Raw genomic sequence first — 18,902 nt, 5'->3', positions numbered from 1 at the left:
CAACGTAGCGTCCTTTTCGTCGCGTCGTGCGGCATTCGGACCGCCGAGGTCCTAGGGTCGACCCATGGCGTCGTCACATCCCCGGGTCCTGGCCATCGTCCTCGCGGGCGGCGAGGGCAAACGGCTCATGCCGCTCACCGCGCAGCGGGCCAAACCGGCCGTTCCCTTCGGGGGCATCTACCGGCTGGTCGACTTCGCCCTGTCGAACGTCATCAACTCCCACTACCTGCACGTCATCGTGCTGACGCAGTACAAGTCGCACTCCCTGGACCGCCACATCTCCAAGACGTGGCGCATGTCGTCGCTGCTCGGCAACTTCGTGTCCTCGGTGCCCGCGCAGCAGCGCGTCGGCAAGCACTGGTACCTCGGCTCGGCGGACGCCATCTACCAGTGCCTGAATATCATCGACGACGAACGCCCCGACATCGTCGTCGTGGTCGGGGCCGACCACGTCTACCGCATGGACTTCTCCCAGATGGTCGAGGCGCACGTCGAGTCCGGCGCCCGGGCCACCGTCGCCGCGATCCGCCAGCCGATCTCCCTGGCCGACCAGTTCGGCGTCATCGACGTCGAACCGGACGACCCCACCAAGATCCGCGAGTTCCTCGAGAAGCCCGTCAACCCGGTCGGCCTGCCGGACTCCCCGCGCGAGGTCCTGGCCTCGATGGGCAACTACGTGTTCGACGCGGACGCTCTCGTCGAGGCCGTCACCAAGGACGCCGGCGACCCCGACTCCCGCCACGACATGGGCGGCGACATCATCCCGGCCTTCGTGGCCGACGGGACGGCCGGCGTCTACGACTTCATCCGCAACGACGTGCCCGGGTCCACCGACCGCGACCGCGACTACTGGCGCGACGTCGGCACCATCGACGCCTACTTCGACGCGAACAAGGACCTCATCGCGGTCCAGCCGGTCTTCAACCTGTACAACTCCGACTGGCCGCTGCTCACCGGCTACACCGGCCTGCCGCCGGCGAAGTTCGTGCACGCGGGCCCGGGCCGCCTCGGCCACGCCGCAGACTCGATCGTCTCACCTGGTGTCCTCATCTCGGGGGCGACCGTCGCGGGGTCCATCCTGTCCCCGGGCGTGCACCTGCACTCCTGGGCGACGGTCACCGACTCCGTGGTGATGGACGACGTCCAGGTGCACCGGCACGCCCAGGTCCATCGCGCCATCCTCGACAAGTTCGTGGTGGTGGACGAGCGTGCCCGGATCGGCGTCGATCACGAGGAGGACCGGGCGCGCGGGTTCACCGTCACCGACTCGGGGATCACCGTCGTCCCGAAGGGTACCCACGTTGCCTGACAGCGCCCCCGCTGCCCCCGCACCCGCGTCGTCGTCCGATCCGTCCGGCCTGCCGCCTGCGCGCCGGCTCGTCGTCACGGACGTCGACTCGACGTTCCTCACCCAGGAGGTCATCGAGCTCATCGCGGAGCACGCCGGCACCCGCGACGAGGTCGCCGCGGTCACCGAGCGGGCGATGCGCGGCGAGCTCGACTTCGCCGCCTCGCTGCGCGAGCGTGTCGCGACCCTGGCCGGCGTCCCGGTGTCGGCGCTCGACGCCGTGCGCGACGCCGTCGTCCTCACCCCGGGTGCCGCCGAGCTGGTCGCCGAGGTGCACCGGCGCGGTTGGGAGTTCGGTCTGGTCTCGGGCGGGTTCGCGGAGATCCTCGAGCCGCTGGCCGCGGAGCACGGCATCACCCGGTGGCGGGCCAACCGCCTGGAGTCCGTCGACGGCGTCCTCACCGGACGCACCGTCGGCCCGGTCGTGGACAGGGCCTACAAGGAGACGACGCTGCGCGAGTGGGCGGCCGAGCTCGACCTGCCGATGGCCGCCACGGTCGCCGTCGGCGACGGCGCCAACGACCTGGACATGATCGGCGCGGCCGGCGTGGGCATCGCGTTCGCGGCCAAGCCGCTCGTGCGCGAGCAGGCGCCGTACAGCATCGACGGGCCGCGGCTCGACGACGTGCTGCGGATCCTCGACGAGGTCGACGGCCGCACCGCCTGAGCGGGGGCGGGTCCGGTCGGTCGAGCGGTCAGCTCGGGCGGCCGACCCGCACCAGGCTCGCCGACCTCTTGCCCCAGTCCTCCCAGGGCTGCTTGGTCGCCGAGAGCACCGAGAAGGTCGCCGTGGGGACGCCGACCCGTACCTGCGCGAGCGCGGCGTCGTCGGAGTCCTTGTCGGCCACGTGGGCCGCGGTGGCCGCCATCGTGGGCTCGTGCCCGATGACGAGCAGCGTCTTGATCTTCGGGTCGATCCTTCGCACGAGGTCGAGGACGTCGTCGACACTGGCTGCGTAGAGCTCGTCGTGGAGCTCGGCCGGGACCTTCGGATGCCCGCCGAGGTGCCCGCGGGCGAGGTCCCAGGTCTGCCGGGTGCGCAGCGCCGGCGAGAGCAGCACCAGCTCAGGCACGAGACCCGCCGCCGTCAGCGCCATGCCGACCCGGCCCGCCTGGCGTCGTCCGTTCAGCGCCAGGGGCCGGTCGAAGTCCGGGATCGAGCCCGAGGCGGGCTCGGCCTTGGCGTGCCGGAGCAGCACGAGACGACGCCCCGGGATGGAGGCGTCGTCCCCGTGCTTCGGCTGCTTCATGGGCGGATGCTCACTGCCCCATGGCGTGCACGCCGCCGTCGACGTGCACGATCTCGCCGGTCGTCGCGGGGAACCAGTCGGACAGCAGCGCGACGACGGCGCGGGCGGCCGGTTCCGCGGTGGTCTGGTCCCAGCCGAGCGGTGCCCGCGTCGGCCAGTTGTCCTCCATCGTCGCGAACCCGGGGATCGACTTCGCCGCCGTGGTGCGGATGGGCCCCGCCGAGACGAGGTTGGCGCGGATGCCGTCCGGGCCGAGGTCGCGGGCCAGGTACCGGTTCGCGGACTCCAGGCCGGCCTTGGCGACACCCATCCAGTCGTAGACGGGCCACGCGAAACCGGCGTCGAACGTGAGGCCGACGTAGGCACCGCCGTCGCTCATCAGCGGCTTGGCCGCGGTGATGAGCGACTTGTAGGAGAAGGTCGAGATCTGGATCGCGGTGGCGACGTCGTCCCAGCCGGCCGACAGGAAGTTTCCGCCCATGACGCTCTGCGGGGCGAATCCGATCGAGTGCACGACGCCGTCGAGGCGGTCCGTGTGCTCGCGCACCTGGTCGGCGAGGGAGGTCAGGTCGTCCTCGCTCGTGACGTCGAGCTGGACGACGGGGGCCGCGACGGGCAGCCGCTTCGCGAACGCCTGCGTGAGCTTCATCTGGCGGCCGAAGGACGTCAGGACGACCTCGGCGCCCTCCTCCTGGGCGAGCCGCGCCGCGTGGAATGCGATGGAGCTGTCCGTCAGGACGCCCGTGATGAGCAGCTTCTTGCCGTCGAGCAGAGCCATGGTGACCTTTCAGTGAAGTTCTGGTTGGAGCGTATCGGGCACTGCGCCCGTTGGACAGTTCAGTGACCCATGCCAAGACCGCCGTCGACCGGCACCACGGCGCCGGAGACGTACGCCGCGGCGTCCGAGGCGAGGAACTCCACGACGCCGGCGATCTCCTCGGCCGTGGCGAACCGGCCGGCGGGGATCGACGCACGGTAGCGCTGCTGGGTCTCCTCGGGCAGCGCCGCGGTCATGTCCGTCTCGACGAAGCCGGGCGCGACCACGTTGGCGGTGATCCCGCGTCCGCCGAGCTCGCGCGTGATCGAGCGGGCCATGCCCACCAGGGCGGCCTTCGTCGACGAGTAGTTGACCTGGCCGGGGCCGCCGTACAGACCGACGACGGAGCCGATGAGGACGATGCGTCCGGACCGCGCACGGATCATGCCCTTGGACGCGCGACGCACGCAGCGGAAGGTGCCGGTGAGGTTCACGTCGACGACCTGCTCGAACTCCTCGTCGCTCATGCGCATGAGGAGCTGGTCGCGGGTGACGCCGGCGTTCGCCACCAGCACCGCCACCGCGCCGAGCTGCTGCTCGATCTCGGTGAAGGCGGCGTCCACGGCCGCCGAGTCCGTGACGTCGGCCACGAAGCCGTGCACGCCGTCGGGCAGGTCACCACCGCGGTAGATCGTGGCCACGGTGTCACCGGCCGCGACGAACCGCTCGGCGATCGACCGGCCGATACCCCGGGCCGCCCCGGTCACGACGACGACGCGACCACCGGTTGCTTCCTGCACTGTCACGGGATGTTCCTCTCGACGACGGGCGTCCTGCCCGGACGCACGTCCGGTGCGCCGGAGCGACCGTACCCCGGCAGCACTGCCCCATCGCGCTGCGTCGCCGCCACAGGTCTTCCGGAACGATTGTCGGAATCCTCCAAAGACCGTGGCCCCTCCGAGCGGCCGTAGACTGGCGAGGTGAGCTCGTCCGACCCGCAGGTGCACTCGATCTCGAGCGTCCCGGCGAACCTCGCCGAGGACCAGTGGCGGCGCCTGCGCGCCTATCTGCTGCAGATGGGCACGCGCGTCGTCCTGATCCTCGTCGCCGCGCTGTTCGCCCGGGGCTGGGTCCTGTGGGTGTGCATCGCCGGAGCGATCGTGCTGCCCTACACCGCAGTCATCTTCGCCAACGCCGGCCGTGACCGGACCTCGCGCGAGACCCTGGCCGTCCTGCCCGTGGCGCCCCGCGCGCTGGAGCCCGGCCCGCCGTCGCCCGCGCCCGCGCACCGCGTCGTCGAGCATGACGACACCACCGTCGCCCCGCAGGGCGACGACACGAACGGTGACGACACGAAGGGGGACGACGTCTGATGGACCTGCTCGGTCTGGGAGCCGATCCCGTGGACGCCGGCACCCTGGTGTGCTCGTCCAAGGGCTGCCGCAGCGAGGCCCGCTGGGGCCTGCTCTGGAACAACCCCAAGCTGCACACACCGGAGCGCCGCAAGGTCTGGCTGGCCTGCGACGAGCACCGCGAGCACCTGGAGACGTTCCTCGGCGCACGCGGCTTCTGGAAGCAGACCGTGCCCGTCGACGACCTGGAGCGCGCGTGAGACGGACCCGCAGGCAGTGGGTCACGCTCGGTCTGGCCGCGGTGCTGCTCTCCGCGCTCTGCGTCCTCGCGGCGTTCTGGCAGTGGCACCGCTACACCGACCGCCAGGCGCAGATCGCCCTCGTCGAGGCGAACTACACCGCCGACCCGGCCCCGCTGTCAGACTTCCTCGACGCTCCCGGTGACGTGCTCGCCACCGACGACGTGTGGCGACCCGCCGTCGTCGTCGGCGAGTACGTGCCCGCCGACACGGTGCTGCTGCGCAACCGCCCGGTGAACTCCACGCCCGGCTTCCACCTGCTCGTGCCGCTGCGCACCGAGCTCGGCGGCGAGCCCGTCGTGCTGATCGTCGACCGCGGGTTCGTGCCCCTGGGCCAGGACGCCAGCGAACCCGCGTCCGTGCCGGACCCCCCGACCGGCGAGGTCGCCGTCACGGTGACCCTGCGGGCCGACGAGCCGGCGTCGGACCACGACGCGAACCAGTCGACGGTCGCGGCCGTCAACACCGACCAGGTGCTCGCCGCCGGCGCCGACGGCGCCGGCTGGGCCGCGGGCGCCACCGTCGGCGCGTACGGCCAGCTCCGGAGCGAGGAACCCGCCGTCGCGGTGATGCCCGCCCCGCTGCCACGCCCGGACACCGACCCCGGCTCGCACCTGAGCTACACGTTCCAGTGGGCGATCTTCGCCCTCGGCGCGGTGGGCGGCTTCGTCGCCCTGTGGCGCCGCGAGACGCGGGCAGCCACGGTGACGGCCGGCCAGCTCATCGCCGCCGAGGACCCGCACGGCGGCTCGCGCCCCGAACGGGCCCGTCGACGCCGCGAGGACGAGGAGTTCGAGGACGCCCTGGTGGACGCGGCCTCGTCCCCGTCCTGACCGAACCGGCCGGGCGCGCCGTCAGGCGAGGGAGACGAGCTCCGCGTAGTCGTCCGACCAGAGGTCCTCGTCGCCGTCAGGCAGCAGGAGCACCCGCTCGGGGTGCAGCGCCTCGACCGCGCCGTCGTCGTGGGTGACCATGACGACGGCACCCTCGTAGGTGTCCAGCGCACCGAGGATCTCGGCGCGCGACGCCGGGTCCAGGTTGTTCGTCGGCTCGTCGAGCAGCAGCACGTTGGCGCTCGACACCACCAGGGTCGCCAGCGCCAGGCGGGTCTTCTCGCCGCCGGAGAGCACATGGGTGGGCTTGTCGGCGTCGTCCCCGCTGAAGAGGAACGACCCGAGCACCGAGCGCACCTGGGTGTCGGTGAGGTCCGGCGCCGCGTGGCGCAGGTTCTCCAGCACCGTCACGGACATGTCGAGGGTGTCGTGCTCCTGGGCGTAGTAGCCGATCTTCAGCCCGTGCCCCGGGACGACCTCGCCCGTGTCGGGCTCCTCGACGCCGCCGAGGATCCGCAGCAGCGTCGTCTTGCCCGCGCCGTTGAGGCCGAGGATCACGACGCGCGAGCCGCGGTCGATCGCGAGGTCGACGCCCGCGAAGACCTCCTGCGACCCGTAGCTCTTGGACAGCTGGCTCGCCGTGATGGGGGTCTTCCCGCAGGGCGCGGGCTTCGGGAACCGCAGGGCGGCGACCTTGTCGCTGCGCCGCTCCCCCTCGACGCCGGAGAGCATCCGCTCGGCACGCTTCATCATGTTCTGCGCGGCGGTCGCCTTGGTGGCCTTGGCCCGCATCTTCTCCGCCTGGGCGAGCAGGGCCCCGGCCTTCTTCTCGGCGTTGGCGCGCTCGCGACGACGGCGGCGCTCGTCCTGCTCGCGCTGCTCGAGGTAGGCGTCCCAGCCGAGGTTGTACTGGTCGAGCTCGCCGCGGTTGGCGTCCAGGTGGAACACCTTGTTCACCGTGGCGCGCAACAGGTCGACGTCGTGGGAGATCACGATGAAGCCGCCCTCGTAGGCCCGCAGGTAGTCCCGCAGCCAGGCGATGGAGTCCGCGTCGAGGTGGTTCGTGGGCTCGTCCAGCAGCAGGGTCTGCACGCCGGAGAACAGGATGCGCGCGAGCTCGATGCGACGACGCTGGCCGCCCGAGAGCGTGCCGAGCGGCTGGCCGAGCACGCGCTCGTCGAGGCCGAGGTTGGTCGTGATGATGGCGGCCTCGGACTCGGCGGCGTAGCCGCCTGCGGCGAGGAACCGGGTCTCCAGCTTCGGGTACCGCTCCATCGCGGCGGCCTGGACGGCCGGATCCTCGCTGGCCATGTTCTTCTCGGCCTCGCGCATCTGGGCCACGACGTGGTCGAGCCCGCGAGCCGACAGCACGCGGTCGCGGGCGAGGGTGTCGAGGTCGCCGGTGCGCGGGTCCTGCGGCAGGTAGCCGATCTCGTTGCCGCGCGTGATCTTGCCGCCGGTCGGCAAGGTCTCCCCGGCGAGGGTCTTGGTCAGCGTGGTCTTGCCGGCGCCGTTGCGGCCGACCAGGCCGATGCGGTCGCCGGAGGCCACGCGGAACGTGGCCTCGTGGAGCAGGACGCGGGCGCCGATGCGCAGCTCGACGCCGTGGGCGGTGATCAAGGCAGGGGTGTCCTTCGACAGGGTGAACGGGGACCGCCTGCCAGTCTACGGGCCACCGGTGGGGGAAGCAGCGACGCTCGTCACGTGCGAACGTATGAGCCATGACCGATCAGGGCCGGCTCTTCCCTGGCAAGCACTTCATCTCGACGGTGCTGGACGCCCTCGAGACGAAGTCCACGATGAGCGGCGGTCTCGCCCACGTCTTCCTCATGCGTGCGGCCATGGCCGGGACCGTCATCGGGATCATGTACATCACCAACTACTCGGTGGTCGCGGCGTTCGCGAGCATCGACGACGGCGCCCTGGCCGGCATCGGCACGATGATCGGCGCAGTGGTCTTCGGCTTCGCGCTCGTCTTCATCTACTACAGCAAGTCCGAGCTGCTGACGTCCAACATGATGATCGTGTCGATCGGGCGGTACCACCGCCGGATCACGCGCCTGCGCGGTCTGCGGGTCCTGGGGCTGTGCTATCTCGGCAACGCGCTCGGAGGTCTCGTCATCGCGCTGGCCGTGCTCGCCTCCAGCCTCGGCGACGGCGCCGTGGGCGAGCAGATGCAGCTCTCCGTCGACCACAAGCTCGCCTACGTGTCCGACGGCCTCGCCGGCTGGTCGGACCTGTTCGTCCGCGCGGTGCTGTGCAACGTCATGATCAACCTGGCGATGCTGCTGGTCTACAACGGCCTCATCAAGGACGACCTCACCAAGGTGGTCGTCATGGTGGCGAGCGTGTTCGTCTTCGCCTTCGACGGGCTGGAGCACTCCGTCGCCAACACGGCGCTCTTCACGATCGTCGGCCTCAGCCACGGCCTCGACGTCCCCCTGGCGCTCGGCAACGTCGCGATCGTGCTGCTGGGCAACTTCGTGGGCGGCGGCCTGCTCATCGGCTACTACTACGCGTTCGCCAACGACGACCGCCGCTCCCTGCGCGGGTCGCGCGCCCGCGGCGGGGAACCCGGGCCGGACGCAGCGAGCGCGGACGACGTCGGGCCCTCCTGACACCGTCGCCATCCGCTCCGTGAGCGAGGTTCGACACCTTCGGCCCGGCACCCCTATGCTGCCTGCGCGCCGGTCCGGAATGTCCCGCTGGTGACGATCGGGGTCGAGAAGGGCAACAGCGGATGCAGTGGTTCACCAGCGCCGTGTCATGGCTGTGCGCCTCAGGGCGCCGGGTCGTGACGGCCATCGTCGTGAACGTCGCCGTGTGCGCCGGGATGTTCGCCCTGCTGGAGCACACCGACTACGTCGAAGGCCTGTACTGGGCGGTGACCACCGCCACCACCACCGGGTACGGCGACATCTCCCCCGCGAGCGCCCTGGGTCGCACCGTGGGCATGTGGCTCATGGTCTCCAGCGTCGCGCTCGTGGCGCTCGCGACCGCACGCCTGGCGGCACGCCTCGTGCAGGACCCGCACCTGTTCTCGCACGAGGAGCAGGAAGAGCTCAAGGACGACGTCGACGACGTGCACGAGATGCTCGTCCGGGTCTGCGAGAAGCTGGGCGTCCCGGTCCCCGTGGCCGACCCCGCGGTGTCCGCCACGGCGTCCACCGCTGCGTCAGAACCGGTGGACGCACCTGCGGCGGAGCCGAGCCGGTGACCACCACCGCCCCCGCCGGGACCCCGGCCCGGCGTCTGCGCACCGGCGTCGTCTCCCGCTTCGACTCGTCGGTGTTCGGCATCGCCTCGACAGCGCCCGCCTACTCCCTCGCCGTGACGGTGGGCGTGCTCGCGGCCGCCGTCGGGACGGCGGCGCCGACCGCGCTGCTGTTCTCCGCCGTCCCTGTCGTGGCCGTCGCGCTCTGCTTCCGCGAGCTCAACCGCGTCCAGCCCGACTGCGGCACCTCCTACTCGTGGGCGCTGCGGGCCATCGGGCCGCGCACGGGCGCCCTGTCCGGCTGGTTGACCATCGCCGCCTGCCTGCTCGTCATGGCCAACCTGGCGCTCGTGGCCGCCGACTACGCCTTCGTCCTGCTGGGCGCCGACGACCTCGTCGGCTCGACCGTCGCTCGCGCCGTCGTCGGCTCCGCGGGCATCGTCGTCATGGCGTGGCTCGCCTACCGCGGCATCCAGCTCGCCGCACGTCTGCAGGCCGTCCTGGTGGGCGTCGAGCTCGTCGCCCTGGTGTGGTTCGCCGTCAAGGCGCTCGCCGAGGCCGAGCAGATCACCTGGCCCACCGTGGCGGCCACCGGAGTCGGCGGGGTCACCGGGTGGAGCGCCGCGTTCCTCGCTGCCGTCTTCCTCTACTGGGGCTGGGACTCGTCGTTCTCCACCAACGAGGAGTCCGACGACCCCCGCGAGACGCCAGGCTTCGCGGCGCTCGCCGCCAACGCCGTGCTCGTCGTGCTCTACGTCGTCGTCACCTGGGCTGCCGTCACCTGGGCGGGCACCGAGAGGCTCGCCGACGTCGCCGACGACGACTTCTTCGTGGTGCTCGCCGGCGACCTCATGGGCACCACCGGCGGCAACGTCCTGCTGGCCGCCGTCCTCGTCTCCGGCCTGGCGTCGGCGCAGACCACCGTGCTCCCGACGACGCGCACCATGCTGGCGATGGGGCGCGACGGCGTCGGATCGCCCCGCCTGGCCGACGTCTCGCGCCACGGCACGCCCTCGACGGCGACCTGGGTCTTCACGGGAGCGTCCGTGGGCCTGTACATCCTGCTCGTGTGCCTGTCGGAGGACGTCCTGTACGACTCCGTGGCCGCCACCGCGGTCCTGGTCTCCGGCTACTACCTGATCACCGCCGTCGCGACCCTGCGGTACCCCTGGGCCGACGGCCGCGCGGCCCGCCCGCTGTGGCGCGTCGTCGTCCCCGGATTCGCCGCCGTCGTGTTCGCCGGGGTCCTGGCCGTCTCCGTCGTCGACCTCAGCGGTGTCTCGCTGCTCGTGGTCGCCCTGTCGATCCTGCTCGGTATCCCGCTCCTGCGCGGTCGCCGTCCCGCCCCGACCTCCCTGGAGGAAGCCCTGTGACCTCGTCCATCCGTCGGATGCGCAGCCGGTCCGTCGCCCTCGGGCTGACGACCGTCGTCGCCGCCGCCCTGACCGGATGCTCCCCCGCACCCGACAACCAGGCGATCTGCGTCGACCCCGCGACCGAGCTGCGCGTCGACGACGACTTCTGCGACGACGACGACGCCGACTACCACGGCGGCAGCAGCGGCGGCGGCAGCTACTGGTACTACGTCCGCGCGGGCTCCCGCGCGCCCGCCGTCGGCTCGTCCTACGTGACCACCAGCGGCACCTACGACTCGACCACGCTGCGCGGATCCACCTCGAAGGGCGGCGTCTCCGCCGACGGGGGCACCGTCTCGCGCGGTGGCTTCGGCGGCAGCGGCAAGTCCTCCTCCTGACACCGTCCCGCTCCACGACCGAAAGGCTCGACGTGATCGACCTGCTCTCCGCCCTGTCCTACGGCGCCGCATACTGCGTCGTCGGCACGATCGTGCTCATCGCGTCCTGGAAGGTGCTGGACTTCCTCACCCCGGGCAAGCTGGGCGAGCACCTGCACACCTCGCACTCGGCCGCGCTCGTGTCCGCGACCTGGATGATCGCCCAGGGGTTGATCATCTTCACCGCGATCTGGACCAACGCCGACTCCGCCTTCGGCATCGCGCTCGCCTGGACCATCGCGTTCAGCCTGGTCGGGGTGCTGCTGCAGGCGCTCGCCTGGCGTCTGGTCGACGCCGTCACGCCGGGGACCCTCGGCGAAGAGGTCACCGTGCCCGGTGCGGTCGTGCCGCTCGCCGGTGTGAGCGCCGGCGTCATCGTGGCCGTCGCCCTCGTCGTGGTCGCCTCCATCGCCTGATGCGTCGTCACTCCATCACCCCGCGGCTCGGCTGGCGCGAGAAGGTCGAGTCCCAGGGACTCGTCTTTCCCATGACCCCGGTGGACCGGCCGGACGACTCCCCCGCCGGCGCCCCCCACGAGGTGCCGTACTGGAACGAGTCCGCCTGGTACGAGTTCTCGATGACCGAGGTGGAGCGCCTCGAGGCCGCCACCGACGAGCTGTACGGCATGTGCCTCGAGGCGGCCAGGGAGATGGTGCGTCGCTACTCGGACGCCGACCTGCGCCTGCCGAGCGGGTCGATCGCGCTGGCCAAGGCGTCGCTGGACCGCGACGACCCGTCCGTCTACGCCCGGTTCGACCTCGTCTACGACGGCGTCGGACCGGCGAAGATGCTGGAGATCAACGGCGACACACCCACGGGTCTCGTCGAGACGGCGGTCGCCCAGTGGCAGTGGCTGGAGGACGTCTTCCCCTACCGTGACCAGTGGAACTCCGTGCACGACCGGCTGGTCCGGTGGTGGTCGGACGCGCTGGCCGCCGGCCGCTACGCCGACGGCGTGCACTTCCTGCACTCGACGGTCGACGACTCCGGCGAGGAGGAGATGACCGTCACCTACCTGCGCGACACGGCCGCCCTGGCGGGCGTGCGCACGTACGGTCACCCGATCGACTCGCTCGGCTGGACCACGGACGTCACGGGCGGACGCTTCGTCGACGACTTCGACCTGCCCGTGCGCGCAGCGTTCAAGCTGTACCCGTGGGAGGACATGCTGCACGAACCGTTCGGCGCGCACGTGCTGTCGGGCGCGGAGCAGCAGCCCGTGCAGTGGCTGGAGCCCGCCTGGAAGGTGCTGCTGTCCACCAAGGCGATCCTGCCCGTGCTGTGGGAACTGTTCCCCGGCCACCCGAACCTGCTGCCCGCCTACCTCGGTGACCCGCGCGGCCTGACCGAGTGGGTGGCCAAGCCCCTGTGGGGCCGCGAGGGCGACAACGTGCACGTCCACGCCGCCGGGCTGGAGCAGGTCAACGGCGGCGCGTACGGCGACCAGCCGCTCGTCTACCAGCAGTACGTGCCGCTGCCCGACCTCGACGGCAACCGCGTGGTGCTCGGCTCGTGGGTCATCGGGGGCGTGTCCGCCGGCTGCCTCGTGCGCGAGTCCGACGGTCCCGTCACCGACTACTACTCGCGCGTCGTGCCGCACGTCATCGGCGACGCCCGGATGCCCGACGGCGCGCAGGTCGAGGCCTGGCTGGCCGAGTGAGGTGCCGGCGTCGACGGCGGCATCCGCGCGGTCGGTAGGGTTCACCCGTGCCTCGCCCCGTCGCCCGTGTCCCCCGCGCCGTCTCGGCCACGTTCGCGCTGGTGACCGTGGCCGCCGGGCTCGGCGGGCGGGCGCTGCTGCCGGAGGGCGTCGCCGGCCCCGTCGGCGACACCCTCTACGCCGTCCTGCTCGTGTGGCTCGTCGCGCTGCTCTTTCCCGCTGCGACCTCCGCGACGGCGGCCGCGCTCGGGCTCCTGGCCTCGACGGCTGTCGAGGCGTCCCACCTGACGGACGTACCGACGGCGGTCCTGGAGCAGGTGCCCGCAGCACGGTACGTGCTCGGGACGACCTTCAGCGTGACCGACCTCGCCTGGTACGTCCTGGGCGCGGCGCTCGCCGGGCTGCTGCTGGCCGTCGTCAGGCCCCGGCCCACCACCGTCGACGAGGCGCTGCGGCACGTCCGCGTGCGCCCGGGCCGGGCCGGGACCCGCTGGGTCGCGCGCGTTCTCGTCCCGCTCGCCCTGCTGGCCACGATCGCGGTCGCCGGGTTCGGCGTCGTGCACACCCTGGACGACGAGGACGCCGCGCTCGCGCTGCGGCTGGACGCCGCCCGCACCGAGCTCGACGCCTCGGCCGACCGCGTCGCGGACGACGCCGTCCGCACCGCCCTCGTCGTCGAGATCGGCGAGGCCGAGACGACACGGCTCGGCACGCCCGTGGTCGAGCGGCGCCTCGGCGACGCCGTCGACGCGGCCGACGATCTCGACGAGGCGGTCGACGCCGTCCGCGCGTCCCGTCGGGTCCACGCGACCGAGGAAGCCGAGGCGGTCCGCGCGACGCTCGACGCTCCGCAGGTCCGGGCCGCGGAGATCCTGTCGGTGACCGATGCGCTCGCGGACGACGGCAAGGACGCCGGGACCGCGCGGGCCAGCCTGCGCGACGCCGTCTCCTCGGTGCAAGAGCTCCTCGAGTCGACCGAGCCCGACCTGCTGGCCGAGATGCCGCTCGACGACCTGGAGGTCGTCGCCAGCACCCTGGCGACGAGCCGCGACGCCGTCGGGTCCTCGACGACCGCGCTGATGACCGCGCAGGACGCCGTGTCGTGCCCCGAGGACGACCAGCGCTGGGACCCCGCCGCCGGCAAGGTCGCCGACGAGGACCTCGCCGCCATCCCCTGGGCCCCGCAGCACCGTCTCCGCGCGGACCTCCTCGACAGCCTCGTCGCGCTCGACGACGCCTACGCCGCCCGGTTCGGCCAGCACCTCACCGTCAACTCCGCCTACCGCAGCTACGACGACCAGGTCGAGGTGTTCAACCCCGAGGACCCCAACCCGTTGGCGGCGCCGCCAGGATGCTCGAACCACGGGCTGGGCACCGCCGTCGACGTCAGCATGGGCGCCGACGGTTTCGACGGCGAGAGGTTCGCCTGGATGACGGAGCACGCCGGGGAGTTCGGCTGGACGCACCCGGACTGGGCCGGACCGGCCGGACGGCTCCCGGAGCCGTGGCACTGGGAGTCGGTCGAGACGCCGCAGGGGTACTGACGGGTCGGGGCCCGCGTCGACCCGTGGACGTCGGTCAGCCGCCGACCGGGGCGGCGGCCCGGTCCGAGACCGCGAGCACGACCACGCCAACCACCACCAGCGCGAGAGACCAGCGAGCGACCAGCGTCCACCACTGGTCCCACATGGTTCGCCGCATCCCCGGGAGCCCGGCCTTGGTGGCGAGGTAGGCGGTTCGAGCGCGACGCCAGAGCGCCGCGGCGTACCCGAGCCCGTACCCGAGGGCCAGGCCGACGAGGACGCCGACGTAGAGCACGGGATCGGCCAGGGCGGGGGGCGACGCGAGGAGCACGGACGAAAGTCTTCCGTGCCACGGGTGGCCCTGACCAGCGCCGATGCCCAGTTCACCCGCCGCCGAGGAGAGGCGGCGCAGATCCCGGGACGTATGGAGCACCGCGTGCCATGCTGGCTGGGCCGGAGCACCGTCGGACGAGAGGTGGACGCGATGCCGCGGGACAGCACAGGGCGCGTCGTCGTGCAGGAATGGGTGTCGCTGGACGGGTACGCCGCAGGGCCGGACGGCGAGGCCGACGTCATGCGCGGCGTCGACGAGGCGGCCGACGCCCGGAGCCAGGCGTACAACGCGACCCTGCTCGACGACACCCGCGCCGTCCTGCTCGGGAGCCGCACCTACCGGCAGTTCGTCAGCTACTGGCCGACGTCGGACGAGCCGATCGCTGCCCGCGTGAACGCGGTGCCGAAGATCGTCGCCTCCTCGACGCTCGGCATCGCACCGTGGGGCGACCATCCCCCGGCCGGCGTGGTCGCCGACGCGCACGCCGTCGTCCGGGAGCACCGCGCCACCAGCTCAGGGACCCTCCTGGTCTGGGGCTCGCTCGCCCTGGTCGGCTCCCTGGTCGAGGCCGGCGAGGTCGACGAGCTCGACCTGTTCGTGTCACCGACGTGGCTCGGTCGGGGCACGCCGCTGATCGGCGCCGGACCACCGTTGACGCTCGCCCAGCTCGCCAGCGAGGACTGGGGCACGGTCACCCACCTGCGCTACCGGGTCGTGGGCTGACATCCGGAGCCGACACTCGCCCTCAGCCTCGCAGGACGGCGTTGCACTCGCGCTGGAGGTCCTCGTCGTCCCACATGGCGTGGTGGGGTGCGGCGTTGGAGCACACCACCGAGCCCCAGGCACCGACGTCGGCGGCGTGCCGCACGGCGTCCCGGCAGATCTGCGCCCCGACGGGACCCTCCTCGAAGCGGGTGTCGCGCGGGGTGTAGCCGACCCACCCCTCCCCCAGCACCAGCGGTATCCCGAGCCGTGCGGCGTGGTCGGCGGCCACACCGATCCACTCCCGCAGCCGCTCCGCCATGGCGATGCGGTGCGCGCCGTACCGGTCGTACAGCCATCGGTCCACGGCCTGCGGGTCGCACCAGTCGTGCACGTAGATCTCCGCGTGCCCGACGATCGACGCACGCCGCTTCCACTCCTCGTCCGACGGCGGCGCCCACTCGTCGAGCCTCGGGGCGCCGGGACGCAGGAGCTCGGAGTCGGCCCGTTCCTGCGGGAAGTCGGCGGGGTCGCCGCGCAGGGCGAACTCGCGCACCAGGTCGTCCAGCACGCCGTACACGTAGGGGTGCACCCCCAGCACCTGGGCGTTGCGTGGCAACCCTCGCATGGCGGTGACGGGCACGGCCGCGTAGTTCGGCCCGCACAGCACGTCGGGGTGCCGCGCCGAGAACGCCGCGATCCCCCGTTCGAGGCGGTCGCGCAGCTCCACCACCGGATCCTCGACGCCGGGCAGCCCGGCGGTGAGGTGCCCGGCCTGGACCTCGTTGTGCGGCTCCACGAACGCGAGCACGTGGTCCAGCCCTTCGGCGACCAGCAGGTCGACCAGGTCGGCCATCGCCTCGCCGAGCACCGTCAGCCGCTCCTGCGGGTCGACGGCGTCCAGGGCGTCGTACCAGGCCCGGTCGTCCGCGAACGCCGGGCTCTGCTGGTACTCCCACGACGACGCGATCACGGTCATGCCATGCCGGTCCGCGCCGCGGAACAGCGCCAGCAGGTGCTCCCGGGCGTCGATCGTCGTCGGCTCGCGCACGTCGTACCAGCGCACCCGCGAGGCGTAGCCGCCGCCGAGCGGCCCCAGCCGCAGCGCCGTCGTGTCCAGACCCGAACGGAACAGCAGGAACGGCATCGCGCAGATCCGTACCGCGTTGTACCCCAGGTCGACGGCGCGGGCGAACGCCGCGTCGAGGTCCTCGAACGGCTCGCCCGGCCCGGTGCGCACGTACCAGGAGAAGTCCCAGAGCGTGATCGCCAGCCGACGCGGCAGGTGCGCGGGCACCTCCGCCGTCGCGCCGCCCGCCGGGGTCGCCCCTCCGGTCACCATCCGCGGGTCGGTCATGCCTCGTCCTCCGTCGTCGGGTCGTCGGCGGTCAGCACGACGCGGGCGACGCGCACGACGTCGACCGAAGCCACGGCGATCCCGTCGGCCACGTCCCGCACGGACGGGTCCACCCAGACCCCCGTGGCGGCGCGCCAGGGCAGCAGCTCCAGGGTCACGCCGTCCCGGGCGACGTCGTCGCGCCACGGGGTGAGGTCGACGTCCCAGACGCGGCCGTGCCAGAAGTGGTCGCTCACGACGTCGTCGACGCCGTCGTGGCGGACGAGGGCTCGGCCGACGTCGCCGGTCCACGTCACGCGCAGCAGCGCGCGGTCCACCCCGTCGAGAACGTCGGTGGGCACGTCCAGGTGCACACGGGCAGCCCCGGTGAAGTCGGTGGGCGCACTGAGACGTCCCACCGGTCCGCCGTGCGCCGGGTCCGGTGGCGCGGGGGCGTGGGGACGCAGGTCGGTCGCGAAGCGGTGGCACCCGGCGGCGGGCACCGACAGGTTCCACGTGCGCCACACCGCGTCGGTGCCGTCCCCGGCCGGCGCCACGGACGCGCCGTCGTCGCCGTCGGTCACCACGAGCGACGACGGCGCCGGCAGCATCGACACCGTGGCGTCCACGGCGTCGGTGTGCACCACGAGCGCGCCGTCGAGAGCCTGCACGGGCGCGTCGGAGAGCACCAGCCGCTCGCGCCCCGCGACGTCCAGTCGGTAGAGCCGGTCTGCCGTCGCCTCGTCGAGCACCAGGACGTCGACGCCGGACAGCCGGACCACGGCGTCGGGGCCGGGCTCCCCGACCAGGTCGAGCACCGTCGCGCCCGGCTCGGTGGGCGGCTCGGTGCGCGCCCGCACCGGACCGCTCGCCAGGACGTCGCCGTCGAGCACCAGCTCCACCGGCACGCCGTCGGTCGCGACCAGCACGACGACCTCGCCGCCGTCGGACGCGCCGGAGCGGATCCGGGTGAGCACCTGCGCCGTCGCGCTGCGCAGCACCAGCCCGTCCGTGAGCCGGTAGCGCAGCGGCCACGCGACCGAGACCCCGGCCGGCAGGTCCACCGGCCGGGTCGGGACGACGACGACGGTCGCGTCGTCGAGCTCCACGGCGACCTGGACGCCGGGCTGGGCGTCCAGCGGCCGGCGCTCCGGCTGATAGGTCGTGAGGAAGACGTAGCCGCGCCGTCCGTCCGACCGCACCGACCAGCGCAGCTCGGCCGGGTCCTCGCTGCCGCCGCCCACCGTCGTCGTCATGGCGGCGAGCGCCGCGCCGTCGGTCTGGAGCCACAGGTGCTGACGGCGCAGGAGGTGGTGGTGCCGCCGTACCTGGCCGTGCTCGCCGACAGGAGCCGCGAAGTCGTAGGAGCGGGTAGGCACGTCGTTCGGGTACCCGGTGGCCTGCGACTCCTGCTCGGTGCCGTGCGGCCCGACGCGCTGGGTGCCGCCGGCGTACATGTAGTACCCCTGCCAGACGGATCCGCTGCCGATCTTGGCCAGCGCGAGCGCGGCCACGTCGTCGGGCGTCACGAGGGGACGCCGGTGGTAGGCGACGTGCATGCCGCCGCCGAGCTCGCAGGTGGCGTACGGCAGGGCGTCGTCGTCCTTGAGCAGGACCCCCTCGGGCGCCACGACGATGCCGTCGAGCGCCTCGCGCAGGTCGGCGCCCACGCTGAGGTCGTCGCGCACGGTGCTGTACCGGAAGTGCACGGGCGAGAAGGCGGGCCACTCGACGTCCGTCTCCTCCCAGAACCCGTCGGCGTACGCGCTGTACAGGGGCAGCAGCGTCGCGGGCACCTGGGCGCCGCCCCAGCCGGTGGCGGTCCAGATCGGCACGCGCAGCCCCAGCCCTTCGGCGGTGGTGCGCAGCGTGGCCAGGTGCTCGGGCTGGTCGTACAGCTCGTTGTCCATCTGCGCGCCGACGACGGGGCCGCCCTCGGCGTGGAGGAGCCCGTCGAGCTGTTCGATCGTCTGCGCGTAGAAGGCGTGCACGAGCTCCAGGTAGGCCGGGTCGTTCGTCCGGGTGGCGAGGTCGCGCTCGACGAGCCAGTCGGGGAAGCCGCCGTAGCGCGCCTCGCCGTGCCCCCAGGGACCCATCCGCACGACGACGTCGAGGCCGTGCCGTCCGGCCAGCTCGACGAAGGCCCGTAGGTCGAGGTTCCCGTCCCACCGGAAGTCTCCGGGGGTGGGCTCGTGCGCCTGCCAGAAGACGTAGGTGGCCACGGAGTCGAGGCCGCCGGCCCGCGCATGCCCCAGCACCTCGGACCAGCGTTCGCGCGGGATGCGGGAGTAGTGCACCTCGCCGGTCACCGGGATCCAGGGGCGGCCGGCCCGTTCGAGGTACCGGCTGGTGACCGCGACCGCGTCGCGCGTGCCGGGCGGGTCACCCAGCTCGAGGTGGTCGCGGCGCGGCGGCGCGGGGCACTCGACCCGCACCTGGTGCGTGACGGACGGCGGGCTCGCGGGAGCGTCGGGCATGTCTGTGTCCTCCAAGAGGCGTGGC

20 protein-coding genes are annotated in these 18,902 nt (G+C 72.6%); 13 read left to right on the top strand and 7 right to left on the bottom strand.

Annotation, left to right across the window (positions count from 1 at the left end):
* Positions 1 to 64: 64 nt before the first annotated feature.
* The gene (glgC, locus tag ACWAT2_RS14305) at positions 65 to 1,309 is read left to right on the top strand and encodes a glucose-1-phosphate adenylyltransferase (RefSeq protein WP_480048968.1); all 1,245 of its coding nucleotides are present in this window, start codon (positions 65 to 67) and stop codon (positions 1,307 to 1,309) included.
* Positions 1,310 to 1,358: 49 nt separating this feature from the next.
* A complete protein-coding gene (gene serB, locus ACWAT2_RS14300) occupies positions 1,359 to 2,015 on the top strand; it encodes a phosphoserine phosphatase SerB (RefSeq protein WP_480049068.1) in 657 nt (218 codons plus the stop codon).
* Positions 2,016 to 2,043: 28 nt separating this feature from the next.
* Here the strand turns inward: serB and ACWAT2_RS14295 are convergent, their stop codons facing one another.
* Genes ACWAT2_RS14295 through fabG form a run of 3 tightly spaced genes read right to left on the bottom strand, consistent with a single transcriptional unit; the run spans position 2,044 to position 4,161 of the window.
* Positions 2,044 to 2,598 carry a SixA phosphatase family protein gene (locus tag ACWAT2_RS14295; RefSeq protein WP_480048967.1) on the bottom strand — a complete coding sequence of 185 codons (555 nt, stop codon included), beginning with the start codon at positions 2,596 to 2,598 and terminating at the stop codon, positions 2,044 to 2,046.
* 10 nt (positions 2,599 to 2,608) lie between these two features.
* Positions 2,609 to 3,376, bottom strand: coding sequence for an enoyl-ACP reductase FabI (gene fabI, locus ACWAT2_RS14290; protein ID WP_480048966.1), 768 nt, complete (start codon positions 3,374 to 3,376; stop codon positions 2,609 to 2,611).
* A gap of 59 nt (positions 3,377 to 3,435) precedes the next feature.
* Positions 3,436 to 4,161, bottom strand: a complete 726-nt coding sequence (gene fabG / locus ACWAT2_RS14285; RefSeq protein ID WP_480048965.1) for a 3-oxoacyl-ACP reductase FabG — start codon at positions 4,159 to 4,161, stop codon at positions 3,436 to 3,438.
* 174 nt (positions 4,162 to 4,335) lie between these two features.
* Here fabG and ACWAT2_RS14280 point away from each other — a divergent pair, with 174 nt between their 5' ends.
* Genes ACWAT2_RS14280 through ACWAT2_RS14270 form a run of 3 tightly spaced genes read left to right on the top strand, consistent with a single transcriptional unit; the run spans position 4,336 to position 5,839 of the window.
* Positions 4,336 to 4,728: a DUF3099 domain-containing protein gene (locus ACWAT2_RS14280; RefSeq protein WP_480048964.1), complete on the top strand. Its 393-nt coding sequence runs from the start codon at positions 4,336 to 4,338 to the stop codon at positions 4,726 to 4,728.
* Positions 4,728 to 4,967, top strand: a complete 240-nt coding sequence (locus ACWAT2_RS14275; protein ID WP_480048963.1) for a hypothetical protein — start codon at positions 4,728 to 4,730, stop codon at positions 4,965 to 4,967. The genes ACWAT2_RS14280 and ACWAT2_RS14275 overlap by 1 nt, the downstream gene beginning before the upstream one ends.
* Positions 4,964 to 5,839 carry an SURF1 family cytochrome oxidase biogenesis protein gene (locus ACWAT2_RS14270; protein ID WP_480048962.1) on the top strand — a complete coding sequence of 292 codons (876 nt, stop codon included), beginning with the start codon at positions 4,964 to 4,966 and terminating at the stop codon, positions 5,837 to 5,839. The genes ACWAT2_RS14275 and ACWAT2_RS14270 overlap by 4 nt, the downstream gene beginning before the upstream one ends.
* 21 nt (positions 5,840 to 5,860) lie before the next feature.
* Here ACWAT2_RS14270 and ACWAT2_RS14265 read toward each other — a convergent pair whose 3' ends face one another.
* Positions 5,861 to 7,459, bottom strand: coding sequence for an ABC-F family ATP-binding cassette domain-containing protein (locus ACWAT2_RS14265; RefSeq protein WP_480048961.1), 1,599 nt, complete (start codon positions 7,457 to 7,459; stop codon positions 5,861 to 5,863).
* Positions 7,460 to 7,560: 101 nt separating this feature from the next.
* Here ACWAT2_RS14265 and ACWAT2_RS14260 point away from each other — a divergent pair, with 101 nt between their 5' ends.
* The 7 genes from ACWAT2_RS14260 (at position 7,561) to ACWAT2_RS14230 (ending at position 14,049) form a co-directional block, all read left to right on the top strand.
* On the top strand, positions 7,561 to 8,457 hold the full coding sequence (locus ACWAT2_RS14260) for a formate/nitrite transporter family protein (protein WP_480048960.1): 897 nt from the start codon (positions 7,561 to 7,563) through the stop codon (positions 8,455 to 8,457).
* A 122-nt stretch (positions 8,458 to 8,579) separates the two neighbouring features.
* Positions 8,580 to 9,056, top strand: a complete 477-nt coding sequence (locus ACWAT2_RS14255; RefSeq protein WP_480048959.1) for a potassium channel family protein — start codon at positions 8,580 to 8,582, stop codon at positions 9,054 to 9,056.
* Complete coding sequence (locus tag ACWAT2_RS14250; RefSeq protein ID WP_480048958.1) at positions 9,053 to 10,426, top strand: APC family permease; 1,374 nt, start codon at positions 9,053 to 9,055, stop codon at positions 10,424 to 10,426. The genes ACWAT2_RS14255 and ACWAT2_RS14250 overlap by 4 nt, the downstream gene beginning before the upstream one ends.
* Positions 10,423 to 10,806 carry a tRNA-dihydrouridine synthase gene (locus ACWAT2_RS14245; RefSeq protein ID WP_480048957.1) on the top strand — a complete coding sequence of 128 codons (384 nt, stop codon included), beginning with the start codon at positions 10,423 to 10,425 and terminating at the stop codon, positions 10,804 to 10,806. Before ACWAT2_RS14250 ends, ACWAT2_RS14245 begins: the two co-directional genes overlap by 4 nt.
* A 32-nt stretch (positions 10,807 to 10,838) precedes the next feature.
* Positions 10,839 to 11,261 (top strand): DUF350 domain-containing protein, encoded by a 423-nt coding sequence (locus ACWAT2_RS14240; protein WP_480048956.1) that lies wholly within the window; start codon positions 10,839 to 10,841, stop codon positions 11,259 to 11,261.
* The gene (locus ACWAT2_RS14235; protein ID WP_480048955.1) at positions 11,261 to 12,505 is read left to right on the top strand and encodes a glutathionylspermidine synthase family protein; all 1,245 of its coding nucleotides are present in this window, start codon (positions 11,261 to 11,263) and stop codon (positions 12,503 to 12,505) included. The genes ACWAT2_RS14240 and ACWAT2_RS14235 overlap by 1 nt, the downstream gene beginning before the upstream one ends.
* A 47-nt stretch (positions 12,506 to 12,552) precedes the next feature.
* Complete coding sequence (locus ACWAT2_RS14230; RefSeq protein ID WP_480048954.1) at positions 12,553 to 14,049, top strand: M15 family metallopeptidase; 1,497 nt, start codon at positions 12,553 to 12,555, stop codon at positions 14,047 to 14,049.
* Positions 14,050 to 14,083: 34 nt separating this feature from the next.
* On the opposite strand, the gene ACWAT2_RS14225 is transcribed toward ACWAT2_RS14230, so the two are convergent.
* Positions 14,084 to 14,359: a hypothetical protein gene (locus tag ACWAT2_RS14225; protein ID WP_480048953.1), complete on the bottom strand. Its 276-nt coding sequence runs from the start codon at positions 14,357 to 14,359 to the stop codon at positions 14,084 to 14,086.
* Positions 14,360 to 14,383: 24 nt separating this feature from the next.
* Here ACWAT2_RS14225 and ACWAT2_RS14220 point away from each other — a divergent pair, with 24 nt between their 5' ends.
* Complete coding sequence (locus ACWAT2_RS14220) at positions 14,384 to 15,085, top strand: dihydrofolate reductase family protein (protein WP_480048952.1); 702 nt, start codon at positions 14,384 to 14,386, stop codon at positions 15,083 to 15,085.
* 22 nt (positions 15,086 to 15,107) lie between these two features.
* Here the strand turns inward: ACWAT2_RS14220 and ACWAT2_RS14215 are convergent, their stop codons facing one another.
* On the bottom strand, positions 15,108 to 16,421 hold the full coding sequence (locus ACWAT2_RS14215) for a cellulase-like family protein (protein ID WP_480048951.1): 1,314 nt from the start codon (positions 16,419 to 16,421) through the stop codon (positions 15,108 to 15,110).
* Complete coding sequence (locus ACWAT2_RS14210) at positions 16,418 to 18,877, bottom strand: beta-galactosidase (RefSeq protein ID WP_480048950.1); 2,460 nt, start codon at positions 18,875 to 18,877, stop codon at positions 16,418 to 16,420. The genes ACWAT2_RS14215 and ACWAT2_RS14210 overlap by 4 nt, the downstream gene beginning before the upstream one ends.
* Positions 18,878 to 18,902: the final 25 nt, after the last annotated feature.

It is taken from the genome of Isoptericola sp. GX10416 (genome assembly GCF_056590155.1).
The sequence above is the reverse complement of the archived record's forward strand: the minus strand, read 5'-3'. Positions and strand labels throughout refer to the sequence as shown.